This is a genomic window from Streptomyces sp. NA04227 (genome assembly GCF_013364195.1).
Classification (GTDB): Bacteria; Actinomycetota; Actinomycetes; order Streptomycetales; family Streptomycetaceae; genus Streptomyces.
The window spans coordinates 5,447,542-5,462,671 of the sequence record NZ_CP054918.1; the positions used below are offsets into that span (position 1 = coordinate 5,447,542).

Here is a 15,130-nt window from a genome sequence, read left to right on the forward strand (position 1 = left end):
TGGCGTATCGAGTCCTACGGGTGTCCTGCCAGGGAGCATCGGTTCGCCGGGTGTGCACGCGATGAATGCCACGAGAAGCCGGGCGGAAGGGCGGACCTCTGAAGTGGCGTCGCCTCGCGGAGTTCGTGATGTGGCCGAAACCGTACGCACGTACCCGCGCGCGGCCCAAGGGGATGCGCCGCCCTCGCGCCGCTTACGCACCGGCTGCGTGCCGCACCGCCGCCCGCAGGTCACAGGCGGTTCGGCGGTGCGGCCCGGGGTGGCGGCGCGACGGTCAGCGGCGGGCGCTCAGCCCGAATCCGTACCGGAACAGCGGGTCGTAGTCCGTGTCGCCGACATTGATGGGTTCCTGCGCCTCGCTGCGCGGCCAGGTGACCGGGAGCTTGCCGGTGAACGGCGTGCGGCCGAAGAGCACATCGGCGACGCCGCCGCCCTCGGCGCCCGGCAGCCACGACATGACGAACGCGTCCGTCTTCGCGAGCTCGTCGGTCACGATCTGCGGCCGCCCCGCCACGTCGAGCACCACACAGGTCTCGATCGCCCCGCACACCCGGTCGATGTTCGCCTTGTCCGCGGCCGAGAGGTTCAGCGTGTGCCCGCCGTTGCCGACATCACCCATGCCCTCCGCGTACGGGGTCTCGCCGACGACCACGACTCCGACATCGTTGCCCTCGGTCGGCGCCGCGGCGTCCTGGCTGTACGTGACCTGCTCGGCGTGCTCCTTGATGCCGCCGAGGATGGTGGTGCCGGGGAAGTGGCCGTTGCCGGACTGCCCCTGCCAGGTGACCGTCCAGCCACCGGCCTGGTTGCCGAGGTCGTCGGCGTTGACGCCCGCCACGTAGATCTTCTGCGACTTCTTCAGCGGCAGCGCGCCACCCGAATTCTTCAGCAGCACCTGCGACTTGGCCACCGCCTCACGGGCCACCGCACGGTGCGCGGGCGAGCCGATGGTGTCCGCGTTCGAGCGGTCGGTGTACGGCTTCTCGAACAGCCCGAGCCGGAACTTCGCCCGCAGGATCCGGCTCACCGCGTCGTCGATACGGGACGTCTCGACCCGCCCCGCCTCGACCTCCTTGATCAGCGTCTCGACGAACTTCGGTGCCGCGTACGGCTCCATGAACATGTCCATCCCGGCGTTGACCGAGGCCCGCACCTGCGCGGCGTAGTCACCGGGCAGCTGGTGGATGGCCTCCCAGTCACTGATCAGAAAGCCGTCGAAGCCGATCTTGCTCTTCAGCACATCGGTGAGCAGCTCCTTGTGCGCGCTCATCTTCACCGGCTTGCCGTCCCCGGCGTCGGTCCACTTCACGCTGGAGTACGAGGGCATGATCGTGCCGACGTGATGCTTTCGCACCGCCGGGACGTACGGCGCCAGGTCGATCCGGTTGAACGACTCGTGGTCGGTGACGGTGACACCCTGGTCGAGCGTGTACGTCCCCGTCGTCGAGGTCCCGTACTCGGTGTCCCCGTCGCCCGCGAAGTGCTTGGCACTGGCCAGCACCCGGTCCGGCCGCGCGAGGTCCTCCGGCCGGGTGCCCTGGAGCCCGTCGATCGCACTCTCCATCCGGGTCACCAGATCCGGGTCCTCCCCGTAACTCTCGTACGAGCGCCCCCAGCGCACGTCCCGCACCACGCACACACAGGGCGCGAACGCCCACTGCGGCCCGGTCGCCCTGGTCTCGGTGGCCGTGATCTCGGCAGCCCTGCGCACCAGTTGGGGATCGCGGGTGGCACCCATGGCCATGTTGTGCGGGAAGACGGTGGCACCGACCAGATTGTTGTGGCCGTGCACCGAGTCCACTCCGTAGAGCAGCGGAATACCGAGCCGGGTGGCCAGCGCCTTCTCCTGGTAGGCGTCCACCATGTCCGCCCACGCCTCGGGGGTGTTGGGCTTCGGCGTCGAGCCACCGCCGGAGAGCAGCGACCCGAGCCCGAGCCGGGTGATCTGGTCCCGGTCGCCGTCCACGGCGGCGCGTTCGGCCTGGGTCATCTGGCCGACCTTCTCCGCGAGCGTCATCCGCCCGAGCAGGTCGGCGACGCGCCGGTCGACGGGCAACTTGGCGTTGCGGTACGGCGCTTGGGCTTGTGGGCGGGGGTCGGTGGCCGTGGTCCGGTCGTCGGAGGAGGCATCCGCTCCGGCGGCGGTCGGCGCGGTGAGGGCCCCGGCCAGCAGGGCGGCGGTGGCGAGCAGTGTGCCGGTGAGCCGGGAACCGGTTCTGCGCCGCTGTCGGGTGCCGGGGGTGCGGGGGGTGTGGGGGTGCATCAAGACGTCCATCCCTGACTTGGGACCGGTCGCCCGGAACGTCAACGTCCCCGCCCCGGGTGGACCGATCGACGACGGCGGCCGCCCGGGCCCTCCGCACCCGCGGACGACGTGAACGGCCGGGCGCCGACATGCCCCTGACGTCTCCACGGCACCCGGCACCGAATTTCCCGGCTCACCGAGAGAGTGTCAAGACTTCAAGCAAGCACCGTCAGATGTCGCGCTCATTCTTCAAGTAGTGAACAAGAGCACCCGGTTCAACCGGTTCACAGCAGGTGGTCGGCCTTGCCTGCCTTGATGTCCGTGATGAGGGTGCGGAGGGCCTCGCGGGTGTCCTTGAGGTGGTTCTCCTCCTGCCCGGCGATGGCGAGGTAGGCGTTGCCTTCGGGGTCGGTGCCTATGCGGAAGCAGTTGGAGCCCTCGGCGCAGAACGGTTCTTCCCAGCGAATGTCGGCCATGTGTTCCCTCTACAGGTCGCGGGCGATGTGGTGAACGAAGTCTCGCGACTGCTCGGGCGGGAGCGCAATCTGTGCCATTCGGTCAAGGTGCGAGCGGTACTTGTCCAGTTGGGCTTGCGCGTCCGAGAACTCCGGGCCGTGCGCCGAGTCGAGCTGCACGGTGTCGAGGTTCGGCACCCCGTCCTCGAAGTAGATCACCGACTGACCGGCGCCCGGGAACACACCGGCCTTGAAGGGAATTGCCCGTAGCTCCACGTTCTCCATCTCCGAGCTTTCGCAGAGCAGTTCCAGCTGGGGCCGCATCACCTTCGCCCCGCCGAACTCCATGCGGAGCGCTGCTTCATGCACATAACCCACGTAGTGGAGTGGGGAGTTGCGGTGCAGCGCCTGCTGACGCTGGAGGCGAAGGGCGACGCGGAGTTCTATTTCGGCGGGCTCCAGTGCCGGCAGGGCTGCCGCGAAGATCGTGCGCGCGTACCTGTCCGTCTGAAGCAGGCCAGGCAGATGGATGGAAACGCCGACTCTCAACTTCCTTGCGTGCCATTCAAGTTCGGCGATGTCGAGCAATCCGACGGGGAGCTGACCCCGGTACCCCTCCCACCAGCCCTTGTCCTGATCGCTCGCCATCGCTGCGAGCGCGTCGATGTACGACCCGTCCTCGCAGGAGTAGTTGCATGCCAGCTTGCGAATGCGCTCGGGTGTGATGGTCCGAGTTCCCGATTCGATGTTCGAGACCTTGGTGCGGTCGACTCCGAGGAGTCCCGCTGCGAACTCGGTCGACGCACCTGCCGCGAGGCGCATTTTTCGTAGCTCGGTTCCGAGTCGCTTCTGGCGCTGTGTGGGCGTTCGCCTCGGTGGCATGCGTCTCCTCCGGTCCGTCTTCGTTGCCAGTGTGCCCGCTGCTCACACCACGCTCCACGAGATCGACAGGGGGCAAATCCGTTGAGTGAGTGGCACATTGTCACTCGCGACTCTACAGTGAGTGATGCATCGGTTACTCAACTGTCGAGTTCCGGAAGCGCATCACACCCCTGCCCGCACTCCATCCCTGGGATGGGCAGGGGCGTCAGGGAGACAAGCCACCGTTCGCCGACGTACGCGTGACCGTCGCACGTCCACCACCCCACCCCCGAACGGGAGTTGACCATGTCCGTACGCGCCACCGCCTGCCCCGACCGTCTCGACCTGGACGTGGCCGGAGAACCGCTCACCCCCGACTCACTCACCTACAGCGTGACCCTGCCCGCCGCGCCCGGCAGCGCCGCCGTGGCGAGGGCGACCGTACGTACCGTGCTCGCCGCCCACGGGCTCGCGGACATGGCGGACGCCGTACTGCAAGTGGTGGGCGAACTGGCCGCCTGCGCCTGCCGGTTCACACCCCACACCGAGATGTACGTGTCCCTCCGCTACCGGGAGGAGGCCCTGCGGGTGATCGTCCACGACGGCCACCCGCGACACCTGCACCCCAAGCTGGCAGCGGCCTGCGAATCGCGGCGCCGGGCGGCGTTGCGCCTGCTCGCCGTGGTCGTACGGTCCTGCGGCGGGGAGTGGGGCTTCGGCGACGCCCGCGAACCCGGGGGCGGTACGCGGATGTGGGCCGTGTTGCCGCGTGGGGGAGCGGCAGCCTTCGGCGAGGTCGGCAAGTAGCTTGCCGCCAGGGCCGGTTGAGGGTCGGCGGACCGGCCCGTACGCAAGGTTCAGGAGCGGTTGTGATCCCCGGTCGCCCCGTCGATCAACTCCCGCAAAATGTCGATGTGCCCCGCGTGCCGGGCCACTTCCTCCACCATGTGCACGAGGACCCAGCGCAGCGAGACGCTGACGCCCCGCCAGGAGGTGCCGAGGGCATCGAGGGGGAGTTCCGTGATCACCGCGTCGGCGGCGGTGCGGGCGCGGGCGTGGAAGGCGAAGATCTGGTCCGGGGTCTCGCCCTCGGTGAGGCTCATGTCCTGTTCCGTCGCCGGATCGAACCACAGGGGCTCCACCTCGCGGCCGAAGGTCTCGCAGAACCAGCCGTACTCGACCGAGGCGAGATGCTTCAGCAGGCCGATCAGATTGCTTCCGGACGGGGTCATGGGGCGTCTGAGCTGTTCCTCGTCCAGGCCCCGGAGCTTCCAGAGGATGGCGTCACGGTGCCGGTTCAGGCTCGTGAGCAGGCAGCTTTTCTCGTCGACGGTGGCGGGGTCCTCCGCGGCGGTGGGGTTCGGCGTCATGGCGCGAACGTAACAGCGGGGGCTGACAGGGCTCGCGTAGGTCGCTCTGCGGGCGCCGCTGCTTTACGTGGGAGGCCGCTGATTTCCTAGACAACTTTTGAGTCAACTCCCCTACTGCATACGGACGGTCGGACCGTACGGTGACTGCGACCAGAGAAGGAGCGTGGGCGGCTCGAAACGAGGGCGCGTACTCCCAGAGGTGGGTGGCGGGCTCGTGCCCGGGGGCGAGGTGCTTGTCAGTGCCGCCTGCAAGGATCGAGAAGGTCGGTCATGCCGGGCCGGCCGCGGAATTGCTCGGGGGTAGTCGTGATACGGATCCATCTGACACCGGACGCGCTCGTCACCACGCGTTTCGTCGTCTCGCCGCTCAAACACCTCCGGCTGATCCTGGACTCGCGCTTCCCCGCCGTGCCCGTCGACGGCTACCCGGCCTCCGGTGACGTCGTCACGGCGATCCGTGAACTGAAGCTGCGCAGGCTGGGGTTGTTGCGCGGATTCGTGGACGACTTCCCCTGGCTGCCGTCCGTCCCGTCCGCCTTCCGGCCCGAGCTGAGTGACGAACTACAGATGCTGACGAAGGCACACGCCGATCTGGTGCCGCGCCTGACGTCCTATCTCAACCGGAGCGGCCAGATCGCCGGAGCCGAACAGGCCGCGCGGGCAACGGAGTTGCGTGGGCTGCTCGAAGCGCGCGGGCGGGAATTCACGGATGCACTGTTCGACGAGGCCTACCAGCTCTTCCAGCGCGTGCTCGCCCCGCACTGGTCCGCCATGGCCTCCCGCGTGGAGTCCGAGATCGACTTCCGCGGACGGGTCGCGGCCCGCGGTGGCGTCGGCGCCATGCTGAGCCGGCTGCACCCGGCCATCGACGCCCACGGCGACGTCATCCTGATCCGCGACCGCCGCGATGTGGCCACCCGGGTGCGCGGCCAGGTCACCTTCTATCCGACCGCCATCGGTCCCGTGCACATGGTCGACCTGGGCCGGGCCGAGACCGCCTCGCCGGTCGCGATCAGCTACCCGGTCGGCCGCCGGGAGGAGACGGGCACCGTCGCCGAGGGCGGCCTGGACGATGTGCTCGGCCAGTCGCGGGTGCGCCTGCTCACCAGCCTCTCCGAGCCGCGCACCACCTCGCAGCTCGCCGGGCTGCACCAGCTCAGCCCGTCCACGGTCTCGTACCACCTGTCCCGGCTGCACGGCGCGGGCCTGGTGACGCGCACCCGGATGGGCAGCAACGTCTACTACCAGTGCTCGCCCAAGGCGGACATCTTCGCCCAGCGGGCCACCGTTTCCCGGTACGGAACGCCTCGACGGGTGCCTCGTCAGGGCGGCGGTGGCGGCGGTGCGCAGGACAACAACACGGACCGGACCTCGGGCAAGGCCTGACGGGCCGGAGGCCGGACACGGGTCGGGGCCCCGGCCCCCTCGGTGAACTTGCCGTCGAGCCGGGCGACCGGACCGCAAAATGGCCGCGCCGCCAATAGCCCGAAGCGCCCCGGGAAGCAGGCCCGCCCCGGCACTTGGACGGAGGCGGGTGGACGCCTGGATTTCTCGCATCGTTACCCGGGTGGCCTCGCGGCCGAGTGCGACTGTCCCGTAGATTCACGTCTCGGTAATTCGCGCAAGCAAAGCCATCTATAGAGCTGCGCGGCGGCACCGCGCAGTGGAGGGGGCTGCGCGGTGCCGGAGCGGCGCCCCGCATCCACGGCGGCGACGCGCCGACGGTGGTGTCGGTCACGCGCGTGCGCCCTCTTGTGCGCCCAATGCGCCCGAAGTCCGCGGAACCCTTGCGGCGACTGGGATCGCGACCTCCGGGCCCGTCCCCGAAACGGTGGCTCACCGCCCTTTCTCGGACTCGGAGAGTAATAGGGGCACGCCGATGCACGCGGCGCAGCTCACCAAGGGTTATGGTGGAAACCCCCCCTCGGGCCGGCCCGTCTCCCCCCCCCACGGGCCGGCCCGTTCTCTTTCCTCCGGGTTCCTCCGAAGGCCCTCGAAATCCCTCGGGATTTCCCCGGACCGGGCGCACGCCATCTGCGAGCCCGGTCCGTTCTTCGTTTCCGGCCGTCACGTCCCCGCTCCCGAGCCGTTCCGCCCGTCTCCCATCTCCCGGCGCCTGGCGTCCCCCTTTTCCCCGTGAGCGGAACCGGAACCTCCGGCTCGCGCGTCATGACGTACGAGCCCATGGTGTGCCCAGGGTCCGGCCCGGACGGCGAGGCCGTGGCCTGTGGCCCCGCCCACCCGGATGGGCTGGAAGGGCCTCGTCGGCGGTAGGGTCCCCTCCGGGGGAGTGCCATCAAGGGCCGCGTGAGCGGACCCGGGGCCTATACGCCGCGCCCGGAATCCCGGAGACCACCGGGGGTCGCGGTCCCGCGCCCACGGCGAACGTATCGGCGTTCGGGGGCGGTGCCCCATGAGTGAGAGGTGAGACTCGGTGAACTTGCGCGACCTGGTGTACAGACTTTACGCACGCCGGGTGGAAGGCCGACTCGATCACGATCAGGTGCCGAAGCACATCGGCGTGATCATGGACGGCAATCGCCGCTGGGCGAAGGCGGCGGGCAGTACGACCGCGCACGGGCACCGCGCAGGAGCCGAGAAGATCGGTGAGTTCCTCGGCTGGTGTGCCGAGGCCGACGTCGAGGTGGTCACGCTGTGGCTGCTCTCAACGGACAACTTCGACCGGCCCGGTGAGGAGCTCGGTCCGCTGCTCGGGATCATCGAGAGAGTCGTCCGTTCGCTGGCGGCGGACGGGCGCTGGCGCGTGCACCATGTCGGCAACCTCGACATCCTGCCGACGCCGATGCGTCACGTGCTGAAGGAGGCCGAGGAGGCCACCTCCCACGTCGACGGGATAACCGTCAACGTCGCCGTCGGCTACGGCGGCCGTCAGGAGATCGCGGACGCGGTCCGCTCGATGCTGCTCGACCAGGCCGACCGGGGCGCGACCCTGGAGGACGTCGCCGAGGTCGTCGACACCGACATGATCGGCCAGCACCTGTACACCAGCGACCAGCCCGACCCGGACCTGGTCATCCGTACCAGTGGCGAACAGCGGCTGTCCGGCTTCATGCTCTGGCAGACGGCCCACTCCGAGTACTACTTCTGCGAGGTCTTCTGGCCCGCGTTCCGCAAGGTCGACTTCCTGCGTGCCATGCGTGATTACGCGGCCAGACACCGGCGTTACGGCGGCTGAGCGAGGGCGGAACGTACAGCCGGATGATTTCATTTCCGTCATTCGGTGTAATTCCGGCATGTCGCACGCCCCGTCAAACTCCTCTTTCTCTCACCTCCCCCTGCGCCCCATTTCCTGGCGCACCTCCCCGCCTCTCGCACCGCCCCTCGCCCCTTCGCGCCCCCGGCGCACGGGAGTTCGGCCCGGTGCGTGTCACCCGTGCGGCGGTCGTCCCGTACGCCCGGTTTGTGCGAGTAACCAAGAGTTCACATACACGCCGTCATATGCCATGGCATGGCGGCCCCCGGGAGAGGGAATAAGCCAGGCAGGTCGACGCCCGTGCACGACAGGGTGGGGCGTCGTATCTCAGCGGACGGCATGGGGCCGTCCGTCCGGGAGGCCCTTTGCACCAGGACGACCGCGTGAGAAACGCGGGCGACGTGGAGGGCCGGCGTTCGGCCCGCGCAGCGGGAGCCGAACCCGGTCCTGAATTCGCGGGCTTCGGGGGAGACCCCGGCCGGTCCGCGACACTCCCCGCACCTCATCCGAGGGGGTACGTCCTTCCGTGGTGACCAGCACAAAGCGCCACAAGCCAGACCGGCGCACCTACGTTCTCGACACCAGCGTCCTGCTCGCGGACCCCAACGCCATGGCCAGATTCGAGGAGCACGAGGTCGTGCTCCCGATCGTGGTGGTCACGGAGTTGGAGGCCAAGCGGCACCACCCCGAACTGGGCTACTTCGCCAGGCAGGCGCTGCGCCTGCTCGACGACTACCGGGTCCGTTACGGGCGCCTCGACGCACCGCTCCCCATCGGGGGCATGGGCGGCACGCTACGTGTCGAACTCAACCACTCCGACCCGGGCGTACTTCCGGCCGGTTACCGGTTGGGGGACAACGACTCACGGATCCTGGCGGTCGCGCGCAATCTCCAGGCGGAGGGGTACGACGTCACGGTCGTCTCCAAGGATCTGCCGCTGCGCATCAAGGCGTCCTCCGTCGGACTGCTCGCCGAGGAGTACCGGGCCGAGCTGGCGATCACCGACTCGGGCTGGACCGGCATGGCCGAACTCGCCCTCCCCGGCGAGCAGGTGGACCTGCTCTTCGAGGAGGAGACGCTGTACGTGCCCGAGGCGTCCGAACTGCCCGTGCACACCGGTCTGACTATCCAGTCGGAGCGGGGCAAGGCACTCGGCCGGATCACTCCCGAGGGCAACGTCCGTCTGGTGCGCGGGGATCGCGAGGCGTTCGGCGTCAAGGGCCGCAGCGCCGAGCAGCGCATCGCCCTGGACCTGCTGCTCGATCCCGAGGTCGGCATCGTCTCGATGGGCGGCCGGGCCGGAACGGGCAAGTCGGCGCTTGCGCTGTGCGCGGGTCTGGAGGCGGTCCTTGAGCGGCGCCAGCACCAGAAGATCATGATCTTCCGGCCGCTGTACGCGGTGGGCGGTCAGGAACTGGGCTATCTGCCGGGCAACGAGTCCGAGAAGATGAGCCCTTGGGCGCAGGCGGTCTTCGACACGCTCTCGGCGGTCACCAGCCGCGAGGTCATCGAGGAGGTCACCGCGCGCGGCATGCTGGAAGTGCTGCCGCTGACCCACATCCGCGGGCGTTCGCTGCACGACGCCTTCGTGATCGTGGACGAGGCGCAGTCGCTCGAACGCAATGTGCTGCTCACGGTGCTGTCCCGGATCGGCGCCAACTCCCGTGTGGTGCTCACCCATGACGTCGCCCAGCGCGACAACCTGCGGGTCGGGCGCTACGACGGAGTCGTCGCCGTCGTCGAGAAGCTCAAGGGGCATCCGCTCTTCGCGCATGTCACCCTCACCCGTTCGGAGCGGTCGCAGATCGCCGCACTGGTGACCGAAATGCTGGAGGACGGGCAGATCTGACCCGGCTGTCCGCAACAGATATTTTTGTCGCGGACAGCACCGATTCGCCCCCGCCGTCGGGGAGTTGGCGCCGCTCGGAAAGGCCGCAGAGCCTAGCCGGGCGGCGCCTCGGCGTCTGCTGGTTTCCGCAAAGTGCCTGGGACAAACGGCCTGTGAGCTTTCACACCCCAACGGGAATTGCCTTGCGCCCCGGTGCTAGGGCAGAGTCTGGGTCCTGTCAGGCCCCGCATACGACACACGTGTGTCTCCAAGGCACACACACAACAGAACTCCATAGAGCTCGTCGTATGCCGCCCGAGCACCACACGGCGCTTCTGCAGCAGAAGTTGCCCACCGGGCCCGTGCCTCCCGTGACCTAGCAAGTGGGAGGCCAGCGTCAGGGGCACGATTGCGTCCGCGAGGTCACCTAAGCGGGCGATGCTGGAAGGAAACCGTGTGAGCCGGATTTCGGTCCGGGGATTCGCAGTGGCTTCGGCTACCGCGGTCACCACTGTCGGCGCCGTCGTGGGCGTTGCCTCGGGCAACACCCAGCACCCCTCGAACCAGAACGACTTCGAGGCGACGGCAGGCGACGCGACCCTCCTCGCTGACATTCCCGCCGGCCAGCAGGCTCAGGTGCAGACCGCCTCGCTGAGCCAGCAGGCGGACGCCCAGGCGCTCGCAGCCGACACCGCGGCGAAGAAGTCCGCGGAGGAGGCGGCCCGCAAGAAGGCCGCGGACGACGCGGTCTCCAAGCAGAAGGCCGCAGAAAAGGCCGAGAAGGCCGAGAAGGAAGCCGAAGAGCGCGCGAAGGCGGCCGAAGAAGCGGCCAGCCGTTCCGCCTCCCGGGACTCCTCCGACTTCCCCGTCCAGGGTTCCTACAGCATCGCCGAGGTTCAGGCGATGGCCCGGCAGATGGTCCCGGCCGACCAGTTCCAGTGCTTCAGCAACATCGTGGACCACGAGTCGAGCTGGAACTACCGGGCGTCGAACCCGTCTTCGGGCGCGTACGGCCTCGTCCAGGCCCTGCCCGGATCCAAGATGTCCTCCGCGGGCGCCGACTGGCAGACCAACCCGGCGACCCAGATCAAGTGGGGCCTCAACTACATGGAGGACCGCTACGGCGGTCCGTGTGGAGCCTGGAGCTTCTGGCAGGCCAACAACTGGTACTAGAGGGCCGGTCGGGCCCCGGCCCGCAAGCGCACCGTTTACCCAATCGAAGCCCCTCGCCGTTCGACGGCGGGGGGCTTCGTGCGTGTAGGTTCGTCTGGTCAACGGCGACCGGGGGATCACGGGCCACACGACGAGCGGGGGCCGACGGGACCCCAGGGGGAAGAGGACCAACGATGTCGCGACTGCCAGCGTGGCTCGGCAAGGTCGGCGGCGGGCTCACCGATCTCGGCGAACGCCTCGGTGAACGCCGCGCCGAGGCCGAACGCCGCGCCGCGGACGACAGTTTGCCCACCACCGCGGGCGCCACCGCCGAATCGGCGCAGCCGCCGCCTCCGCCACCGCCGCCCGCTCCGCCCAAACCCGATCCGGTGGCCGCCGTGCCCTGGGGCCTGCGGGTCGCCGCAGAGGCGGGCTGGCGACTGCTCGTCCTCGCGGGAACGCTGTGGATCCTGATGCGGATCATCAGCGCCGTACAGCTCGTCGTACTCGCCTTCGTGGCCGCGCTGTTGGTGACCGCCCTGCTCCAGCCGACCGTCGCCCGGCTCACCCGGCTCGGGCTGCCGCGCGGGGTGGCCACCACCGTCACGGCGGTGCTCGGCTTCGTGGTGATGGGCCTGGTCGGCTGGTTCGTGGCCTGGCAGGTGATGGAGAACCTCGACGACCTGTCCACCCAAGTCCAGGACGGCATCGACGAGTTGAGGCGCTGGCTGCTCGACAGCCCGTTCCATGTCACCGAGGACCAGATCAACGACATCGCCAAGACGCTGCGCGAGTCGATCGGGGACAACACCGAGGAGATCACCTCGGCCGGTCTCGAAGGCGTCACCGTCATAGTGGAGACCCTCACCGGGATACTCCTGGCGATGTTCTGCACCCTGTTCCTGCTCTACGACGGACCGCGCATCTGGCAGTGGGTGCTCAAACTCGTGCCCGCGCAGGCCCGTCCGGGCATCGCCGGAGCGGGGCCGCGGGCCTGGCGGACGCTGACCGCCTATGTGCGCGGCACGGTGATAGTCGCCCTCATCGACGCCATCTTCATCGGCCTCGGGATCTACTTCCTCGGGGTGCCGATGGCGGTGCCGCTGGCCGTGTTCATCTTCCTGTTCGCGTTCATCCCGCTGGTCGGCGCGGTCGTCTCCGGCGCGCTCGCGGTGGTCGTCGCACTCGTCACCCAGGGCGTGTTCACGGCCGTGATGACGCTGGTCGTGGTCCTCGCGGTGCAGCAGATCGAGGGGCACATCCTGCAGCCCTTCATCCTGGGCCGCGCGGTACGTGTGCACCCGCTCGCGGTGGTCCTCTCGGTCGCCGCGGGCGGCCTGGTCGCGGGCATCGGCGGTGCCGTGGTCGCCGTACCGCTGGTCGCCGTGACCAATACGGTGGTCGGCTATCTGCGCGCGTACGCGCGCGAGAGCGCACTGCGGCAGTCACCCGCCCCGCACGGCTCGTCGGCACTCGACGTGGCTCCGGCGGCGGCGCCCGTGGGCGGCGGCGGTGCCGGTGCCGGTGAGCCCGGGACCAAGAGCGCGGCGGACAAGGAGAGTTCGGACAGCGGTGTGCGGGGTGCCGAGCCGCCCAAGGACTCCCCGGAGAGCTGAACCCGCACCGCCAGGAGAGCTGAACCAGCCCTGCGCACAGACGACTTCGGCCCTTCCCGGATCAACTCCCGGGAAGGGCCGAAGCTTTGGTGCTGTATTGCCAGGCGGTTTCGCAACTCCACTGCTGAATCTGTGGAGTTACGGTCCCGCCTCCTCAGCGACCGGCTCGTGGGCTCAGTCGGTGAGGGACTTTTCCGCGTCCAGGGTGACGGCGACCGCCTGGATCACCGAGGCGATCTTGAACGCCTCCTGGATGGTCTCGCGGTCGACACCCGCCTTGCGGAGTACCTGCTCGTGCGAGTCGAGGCACTGACCGCAGCCGTTGACCGCGGAGACCGCGAGCGACCAGAGCTCGAAGTCGACCTTCTCCACGCCCGGGTTGCCGATGACGTTCATCCGCAGACCGGCGCGCAGCGTCCCGTACTCCGGGTCGGAGAGCAGGTGGCGCGTGCGGTAGAAGACGTTGTTCATCGCCATGATCGCGGCGGCGGACTTGGCCGCCGTGTACGCCTCGGGCGACAGGTTCGTCTTGGCCTCCGGCTCCAGCTCGCGCAGCACGATCTCGGAGCGCGAGGCGATGGCGACGGCGAGCACCGTGCCCCACAGCTGCTGCTGCGGGAGGTCGGAGTTGCCGATCACCGAACCGAGGTTCAGGCGAAGGTCCTTGGCGTAGTCCGGTACCGCGGACTTCAGTTCGTCGAGTGCCATGAAGTAATCAGCTCAGATCATTCGCCGGAGAGAAGCTTGACCGGGTCCAGGGTGTCCTCGCCCTTGCTCCAGTTGCAGGGGCACAGCTCGTCCGTCTGGAGAGCGTCGAGGACCCGCAGGACCTCCTTGGGGTTACGGCCGACGGAGCCGGCGGTCACCATGGTGAACTGGATCTCGTTGTTCGGGTCAACGATGAAGACGGCGCGCTGGGCGAAGCCGTCCTCGCCCTCGACACCGGCGCCGCTCATCAGCTCGTGCTTGGAGTCGGCCAGCATCGGGAAGGGCAGGTCGCGCAGGTCGTCGTGGTCCTTGCGCCAGGCGTGGTGCACGAACTCCGAGTCGCCGGAGACACCGAGGATCTGCGCGTCACGGTCGGCGAACTCGTCGTTCAGCTTGCCGAAGGCGGCGATCTCGGTGGGGCAGACGAAGGTGAAGTCCTTCGGCCAGAAGAAGACGACGCGCCACTTGCCCTCGTAGGTCTTGTGGTTGATCTGCTCGAACTCCTTGCCGCTCTCCAGCGACACACAAGCAGTCAGGTCGTACTCGGGGAACTGGTCACCAACAGTGAGCACACGCTCTCCTTGGGAAAGTAACCCCCTTGTGAGGGGTCCTTGCGGGTTGGACGGATCTTGATGTTGGCACACCGGTCATTGATTAGTGAAATAGCTAGACTGTGTCGTGCTGATCGGAGGAGCTTATTGGTTACCCAGGGAAAGACAGGCGGTAAAAGGGGTGCGGCGGGACGTTCCCGCCAGCCCACGCTCGCGCAGTTGCGGGCCTTCGCCGCGGTCGCCGACCATCTGCACTTCCGGGACGCGGCCACCGCGATCGGGATGAGCCAGCCCGCCCTGTCCGGCGCGGTCTCGGCCCTGGAGGACGTGCTCGGCGTCCGTCTCCTGGAGCGCACCACCCGAAAGGTGCTGCTCTCGCCCGCGGGCGAGCGGCTCGCGGTCCGCGCGAAGACGGTACTGATCGAGGTCGCCGCGCTCATGGAGGAGGCCGACGCGGTGCGTGCCCCGTTCACCGGGCAGGTGCGGCTCGGGGTGATCCCGACGGTCGCCCCCTATCTGCTGCCGACCGTGCTGCGGCTGACCAGGGACCGGTACCCCGATCTCGAACTCAAGGTGCACGAGGAGCAGACCTCCTCGCTGCTGGACGGACTGCACACCGGGCGGCTCGATCTGCTGCTGCTCGCGGTGCCTCTCGACGTACCGGGGATCACCGAACTGCCGTTGTTCGACGAGGACTTCGTGCTCATCACCCCACGCGACCATCCGCTCGGCGGCCGGGACGCGCTCGCGCACACGGTGCTGCGCGATCTCGATCTGCTGCTGCTCGGCGAGGGCCACTGCCTGCGCGACCAGGCCCTCGACGTCTGCCGGGAGGCCGGGCGCGCGGACACCCCGGTGACCACGGCGGCCACCGGCCTGTCCACCCTGGTCCAACTGGTCGCGGGCGGCCTCGGTGTGACCTTGCTCCCACGTACCGCCGTCGAGGTCGAGACGGGCCGCGGCGACCTCCTGCGCACCGGCTACTTCGAGGCCCCCGCCCCCACCCGCCGGATCGCCCTCGCCATGCGCACCGGGGCGGCCCGCGGCGCGGAGTACGCGGAACTGGCGGCCGAACTACGGGGTGCCGTACGGGAGTTGCCGGTGCGGGTGGTCGAGGCCTGAACGGGAAG

General features: G+C 68.8%; 13 protein-coding genes. 7 read left to right on the plus strand and 6 right to left on the minus strand.

Features of this window, described 5'->3' with window-relative positions; genetic code table 11:
* Positions 1-274 precede the first annotated feature (274 nt).
* The 3 genes from HUT18_RS23365 to HUT18_RS23375 all read right to left on the minus strand — a co-directional run bounded on the left by HUT18_RS23365 (position 275) and on the right by HUT18_RS23375 (position 3,582).
* Positions 275-2,263 carry a glycoside hydrolase family 3 protein gene (locus HUT18_RS23365; RefSeq protein WP_254878767.1) on the minus strand — a complete coding sequence of 663 codons (1,989 nt, stop codon included), beginning with the start codon at positions 2,261-2,263 and terminating at the stop codon, positions 275-277.
* A gap of 266 nt (positions 2,264-2,529) precedes the next feature.
* Complete coding sequence (locus HUT18_RS23370; protein WP_176102519.1) at positions 2,530-2,721, minus strand: hypothetical protein; 192 nt, start codon at positions 2,719-2,721, stop codon at positions 2,530-2,532.
* A 9-nt stretch (positions 2,722-2,730) separates the two neighbouring features.
* Positions 2,731-3,582 (minus strand): helix-turn-helix transcriptional regulator, encoded by an 852-nt coding sequence (locus tag HUT18_RS23375; RefSeq protein WP_176102520.1) that lies wholly within the window; start codon positions 3,580-3,582, stop codon positions 2,731-2,733.
* Between the two features lie 285 nt (positions 3,583-3,867).
* Between HUT18_RS23375 and HUT18_RS23380 the strand changes: the two genes are divergently transcribed.
* Complete coding sequence (locus HUT18_RS23380) at positions 3,868-4,368, plus strand: ATP-binding protein (protein ID WP_254878769.1); 501 nt, start codon at positions 3,868-3,870, stop codon at positions 4,366-4,368.
* Positions 4,369-4,418: 50 nt separating this feature from the next.
* Here HUT18_RS23380 and HUT18_RS23385 read toward each other — a convergent pair whose 3' ends face one another.
* Complete coding sequence (locus HUT18_RS23385) at positions 4,419-4,931, minus strand: DinB family protein (RefSeq protein ID WP_176102521.1); 513 nt, start codon at positions 4,929-4,931, stop codon at positions 4,419-4,421.
* Between the two features lie 306 nt (positions 4,932-5,237).
* Here HUT18_RS23385 and HUT18_RS23390 point away from each other — a divergent pair, with 306 nt between their 5' ends.
* From HUT18_RS23390 to HUT18_RS23410, 5 genes are all read left to right on the plus strand, one after another.
* Positions 5,238-6,317: a helix-turn-helix transcriptional regulator gene (locus tag HUT18_RS23390; protein ID WP_176102522.1), complete on the plus strand. Its 1,080-nt coding sequence runs from the start codon at positions 5,238-5,240 to the stop codon at positions 6,315-6,317.
* A 1,048-nt stretch (positions 6,318-7,365) separates the two neighbouring features.
* Positions 7,366-8,127 (plus strand): isoprenyl transferase, encoded by a 762-nt coding sequence (locus tag HUT18_RS23395; RefSeq protein ID WP_176102523.1) that lies wholly within the window; start codon positions 7,366-7,368, stop codon positions 8,125-8,127.
* A gap of 544 nt (positions 8,128-8,671) precedes the next feature.
* On the plus strand, positions 8,672-9,994 hold the full coding sequence (locus HUT18_RS23400; RefSeq protein WP_176102524.1) for a PhoH family protein: 1,323 nt from the start codon (positions 8,672-8,674) through the stop codon (positions 9,992-9,994).
* Positions 9,995-10,411: 417 nt separating this feature from the next.
* The gene (locus HUT18_RS23405; RefSeq protein WP_176102525.1) at positions 10,412-11,146 is read left to right on the plus strand and encodes a transglycosylase SLT domain-containing protein; all 735 of its coding nucleotides are present in this window, start codon (positions 10,412-10,414) and stop codon (positions 11,144-11,146) included.
* A 173-nt stretch (positions 11,147-11,319) separates the two neighbouring features.
* A complete protein-coding gene (locus tag HUT18_RS23410; protein WP_176102526.1) occupies positions 11,320-12,741 on the plus strand; it encodes an AI-2E family transporter in 1,422 nt (473 codons plus the stop codon).
* A gap of 174 nt (positions 12,742-12,915) precedes the next feature.
* Here HUT18_RS23410 and HUT18_RS23415 read toward each other — a convergent pair whose 3' ends face one another.
* Together HUT18_RS23415 and HUT18_RS23420 are read right to left on the minus strand one after the other, a co-directional pair.
* The gene (locus tag HUT18_RS23415) at positions 12,916-13,449 is read right to left on the minus strand and encodes an alkyl hydroperoxide reductase (RefSeq protein ID WP_176102527.1); all 534 of its coding nucleotides are present in this window, start codon (positions 13,447-13,449) and stop codon (positions 12,916-12,918) included.
* A 17-nt stretch (positions 13,450-13,466) separates the two neighbouring features.
* On the minus strand, positions 13,467-14,021 hold the full coding sequence (locus tag HUT18_RS23420) for a peroxiredoxin (protein WP_176102528.1): 555 nt from the start codon (positions 14,019-14,021) through the stop codon (positions 13,467-13,469).
* A 198-nt stretch (positions 14,022-14,219) separates the two neighbouring features.
* Between HUT18_RS23420 and HUT18_RS23425 the strand changes: the two genes are divergently transcribed.
* Positions 14,220-15,122, plus strand: coding sequence for a LysR substrate-binding domain-containing protein (locus HUT18_RS23425; protein WP_254878770.1), 903 nt, complete (start codon positions 14,220-14,222; stop codon positions 15,120-15,122).
* Positions 15,123-15,130: the final 8 nt, after the last annotated feature.